The 3,640-nt window shown below is 69.6% G+C and carries 2 protein-coding genes; one reads left to right on the top strand and one right to left on the bottom strand.

Annotated features, from left to right (window positions below; translation table 11 throughout):
• Positions 1–285 precede the first annotated feature (285 nt).
• On the top strand, positions 286–2,958 hold the full coding sequence (gene gyrA, locus V7050_RS19560) for a DNA gyrase subunit A (RefSeq protein WP_442885443.1): 2,673 nt from the start codon (positions 286–288) through the stop codon (positions 2,956–2,958).
• A 413-nt stretch (positions 2,959–3,371) separates the two neighbouring features.
• Here gyrA and V7050_RS19555 read toward each other — a convergent pair.
• Positions 3,372–3,640 (bottom strand): M20/M25/M40 family metallo-hydrolase (locus tag V7050_RS19555; RefSeq protein WP_324411090.1); only part of this gene is annotated, 269 nt, incomplete at its 5' end.

Below are 3,640 nucleotides of genomic sequence, written 5' to 3'. Positions count from 1 at the left end.
GCGCCCGCCCCGCCCCGTCACGCCGAAGGCGTGCCTCCGGCACGACGCGGGCGCTCCGCACCCGCCGGGCCGGGCGCTGCCCTCCTCTGTAGCGGGGCGGTCGGAGCAAGAAAGAACGATCTCCAGACGCGCCCGCCCCCCGCGAAACGCCCGCGCCGATTGCAGTCACCGGTGCCAGCCTCTATACGGGATAGTGACCGGATTGGCGGCACATAGGGCCAGAACTTGAACGATTCACTTCCCGACGACGACGGAACCGGCGAGCCCCCGCGCCCCGGTCCGGCGATCGCCATCGAGACGGAGATGAAGACCTCCTATCTCGATTATGCGATGAGCGTGATCGTCTCCCGCGCGATCCCGGACCTGCGCGACGGGCTCAAGCCGGTGCATCGGCGCATCCTCTATGCCATGCACGAGGTCGGCAATACCCACGACAAGCCCTATCGCAAGTCCTCGCGCCCGGTCGCCGACACCATGGGCAAGTACCACCCCCATGGCGACGCGGCGATCTACGACGCGCTGGTGCGCATGGCGCAGGACTTCTCCATGTCGTTGCCGCTGCTCGACGGCCAGGGCAATTTCGGCTCGATGGACGGCGACAAGCCGGCGGCCTTCCGCTACACCGAGGTGCGGATGGCCAAGGCCGCGAGCTACCTGCTCGCCGACATCGACAAGGAAACCGTCGACTTCCAGCCGAACTACGACGGCAAGGATCTCGAGCCCACCGTCCTGCCGGCGCGCTTCCCGAACATGCTGGTGAACGGGGCAGGGGGCATCGCCGTCGGCATGGCGACGAACATCCCGCCGCACAACCTCGGCGAGGTGATCGACGCGACGCTGGCGCTGCTCGAGAACCCCGACCTGACCGTGGCCGACCTGATGGATTTCGTGCCCGCACCGGATTTCCCCACCGGCGGGCTGATCCTCGGGCGCTCCGGCGCGCGCAAGGCCTATCACGAGGGCCGCGGCTCGGTGATCATCCGGGCCCGCACCCGGATCGAGGAGGCGCGCGGCGGGCGGCTCGCGATCGTGGTCAGCGAGATCCCCTATCAGGTCAACAAGGCGACGATGATCGAGCGCATCGCCGAGCTCGCCCGCGACAAGAGGATCGAGGGCATCGCCCATGTCCAGGACGAGAGCGACCGCTTCGGCGTGCGCGTGGTCATCGAGCTCCGCCGCGACGCGACGCCGGACGTGGTGCTGAACCAGCTCTTCCGCTTCACGCCGATGCAGACCTCCTTCGGCTGCAACATGCTGGCGCTGAACGGCGGCCGCCCCGAACAGCTCGACCTGCGCGGCTTTCTCAGCACCTTCATCGCCTTCCGCGAGGAGGTGGTGGCGCGGCGCACCGCCTTCGAGCTGCGCAAGGCGCGGGAGCGGGCGCATATCCTCTGCGGCCTCGCCGTGGCGGTCTCGAACGTCGACGAGGTGGTCGCGACCATCCGCGCCTCGGCCGATCCGGCGGAGGCGCGCGAGCGGCTGATGACGCGGGCCTGGCCTGCCGAGGAGATCGCGCCCTATATCTCGCTGATCGACGATCCCTCGCACCGGGTCCGCGAGGATGGCACCTATTTGCTCTCCGAGACCCAGGCCCGCGCCATCCTCGAGTTGCGGCTGCAGCGCCTGACGGCGCTCGGGGTGCAGGAGGTGACCGACGAGTTGGCCGAGCTCGCCGGCAGGATCACCGATTATCTCGACATCCTGCGCTCGCGCGCGCGGATCGTCGCGATCATCGCCGACGAGCTGCGCGAGGTGCGCGAGCTCTTCGCCGTGCCGCGCCGCTCGGAGATCGTCGAATGGGACGCCGATCTCGACGACGAGGACCTCATCGAGCGCGAGGACATGGTCGTCACCGTGACGCAGGGCGGCTACATCAAGCGCACCCAGCTGACCGAGTACCGCGCGCAGCGCCGCGGCGGCAAGGGCACGCAGGGCATGGCGACCAAGGACGAGGATTTCGTCACCACGCTCTTCGTCGCCAATACCCACACGCAGCTCCTGTTCTTCACCACCGACGGCATGGTCTACAAGCTCAAGACCTGGCGGCTGCCGCTCGGCGGGCGCAACGCGCGCGGCAAGGCGATCGTGAACATCCTGCCGATCGCTCCGGGCACCTCGATCGCGGCGATCATGCCGGTGGACGTGGCCGAGGAGGAATGGGCGAGCCTGCAGATCATGTTCGCGACCTCGCAGGGCGACGTGCGGCGCAACGCGCTCGACGATTTCACCTACGTGAAATCCAACGGCAAGATCGCGATGAAGCTCCCCGAGAACACGCGGCTGATCAATGCGCGGATCTGCTCGGAGGAGGACGACGTCATGCTGACCACGCGGGCGGGCAAGGCGATCCGCTTCGCCGTGCCTGACGTGCGCATCTTCAAGGGCCGCGATTCCACCGGCGTGCGCGGCATTCGCCTCGCCGCGGGCGACGAGGTCGTCTCGATGGCGATCATCCGGCATTTCGAGGCCTCGCCGGCGGAACGGGCCGCCTATCTCAAGATGCGCCGCGCGGTGGCGGGCGCCCTGGAGGACGAGGCCGCCGACGAGGCTGCGGAGGAGGAGGCCGAGGTCGAGAGCATCAGCCTCGGCCAGGAGCGCTATGTCGAGATGTCCGAGGCCGAGGATCTCCTGCTCACCATCACCGAGAACGGCGCGGGCAAGCTCTCTTCGAGCCACGACTATCCGCTGCGCGGCCGCGGCGGCCAGGGGGTGATGGCCATGGACAAGGGCCTGCGCGGCGGCGCGCTCGTGGCGCTCTTTCCGGTCGAGCCCGACGACCAGATCATGCTCGCCACCGATGCCGGCCAGTCGATCCGCTGCCCCGTCGCCGGCATCTCCTTCCGCTCGCGCGGCGCCGGCGGGGTGCGGGTCTTCAACACCGCCGCGGGCGAGCGCGTCGTCTCCGTCGCCCAGATCGCCGAGGCGACCGACGAGGAAGCCGGCGACCAGGGCTCATAGCCCGCCCGAGGGCCGGCCACGCAGTCGCGGCGGCCGGAACTGGCCCGGTGGTGATCGGAAGGCGCCGTCCGCTGCCATCGGATACGATCACCGAGTGATCGCTTCGGACCGGCGACCGTCCCCGTGGCGGCGCCTTTCCCTTCTCGGAACTGGCGGGAGACGAAGTCGCGCGCGCCCGTCTACCGCCCGACGAACCGGCGCGAGGCGGTGCCTCGCTGTCGCCGGGGCGGGGTGTCCCCACCGATCTATTCACTCGGATGCCGTTCGAGCTGGTGCGCGGGCAGGAATCCCTCAGCCCGCGCGCCCGCCGCCGCGCGGCGGCGCACTCAGCCGGGCCCGGTGTCGCGCCCGCCACCCGTCACGATCGCGGTCTTTCCCTCCAAGCTCATGCGCCGCTCCCCTTCCCCGGTCCCTCAGCTTCCCGTGAGCGCGGCCAGCACCCGCGCCCAGCTTCGCGCGCCCTTCCGGAAACTCGCGAGATCGTATTTCTCGTTCGGCGAATGGATCGCGTCATCGGCCTGGCCGAAGCCGATCATCAGCGCGTCCATGCCGAGGATGCGCTGGAAATGCCCCACCACCGGGATCGAGCCGCCCGAGCCGACGAAGACCGCGGGCTTCGGCCATTCGCCCGAAAGGGCTGCGCGGGCGCGGGCGAAATCCTCCGACCCCGAGGGCAGCACCG

This window comes from Amaricoccus sp. (assembly GCF_036846665.1).
Classification (GTDB): Bacteria; Pseudomonadota; Alphaproteobacteria; order Rhodobacterales; family Rhodobacteraceae; genus Amaricoccus.
Note: the sequence above shows the minus strand (reverse complement) of the source record. Positions and strands in the feature narration are given on the sequence as shown.